Consider the following 667-nt stretch of genomic DNA (forward strand, 5'->3'; position numbering starts at 1 on the left):
CACCGTGTAGGGGATGCCGGCGATGGTGGCGAGCAGCTCGGCCTCGGTGTGGGCGTGGACGCTGATGGCGGCCTCGATCGCGCGGCGAGGCAGCCGCACGGCGGTGTCGTACTGCGGGGTGACGCGGACCAGCTCCAGCAGGGCGGTGGTGAACGCGTCGACCGCGCCGCGGAGATGGTGGCGGGTGGCGAGGTCGCGGATGATGTCGCGGACGACGGCGTCTGTGGTCACCGAGGCTCCTGGGTGGTCGCGAGTGTGCGGACGAGTGTGCGGATCCGGTCGTGGAGGGGATCGACGTAGTCGGCGCTCGGTGGCCAGGGCTCGACGGTGTCGCCGGGTGTGCGGGATACGCGCACGGAGTACGTGTTTCCGGCGGTGTCCGCGGTGACGACGAGGGCTTGCTCACCGAAGGCGACGGGGGCCAGGGCGCCGGGCCCGGCGGGCAGCACAAGGGTTTCCACGACCAGGGCGTAGCCCACGATCGGCGGGTGCGGGCCCGGTGAGTTGTTGCGCTGGTTCCGGTGGCTGATAGCGAGCGCTTCCAGTTGGGCGCTGTGGTAGTAGCCGAACATGGCGGCGGGATTCAGCCCGGTGCCGAGGATCTCGATGTGTGAGCGTTCGCCGTCGTAGGTGATCGCGGCGAGCAGCTCGGCGACGCCGCCGAAGG

The 667-nt window shown here is 70.9% G+C and carries 2 protein-coding genes; both read right to left on the reverse strand.

Annotated elements, in window-relative coordinates; genetic code table 11:
- The coding region (locus ON41_RS30695) for a hypothetical protein (RefSeq protein ID WP_040751608.1) at positions 1–231 on the reverse strand (231 nt) is incomplete at its 3' end.
- Positions 228–667, reverse strand: a 440-nt coding sequence (locus ON41_RS30700; RefSeq protein ID WP_040751609.1) for a hypothetical protein, incomplete at its 5' end; no start/stop codon positions are given. The genes ON41_RS30700 and ON41_RS30695, both read right to left, overlap by 4 nt.

The sequence above is a fragment of the Nocardia transvalensis NBRC 15921 genome (assembly GCF_000308875.1).
Classification (GTDB): domain Bacteria; phylum Actinomycetota; class Actinomycetes; order Mycobacteriales; family Mycobacteriaceae; genus Nocardia; species Nocardia transvalensis.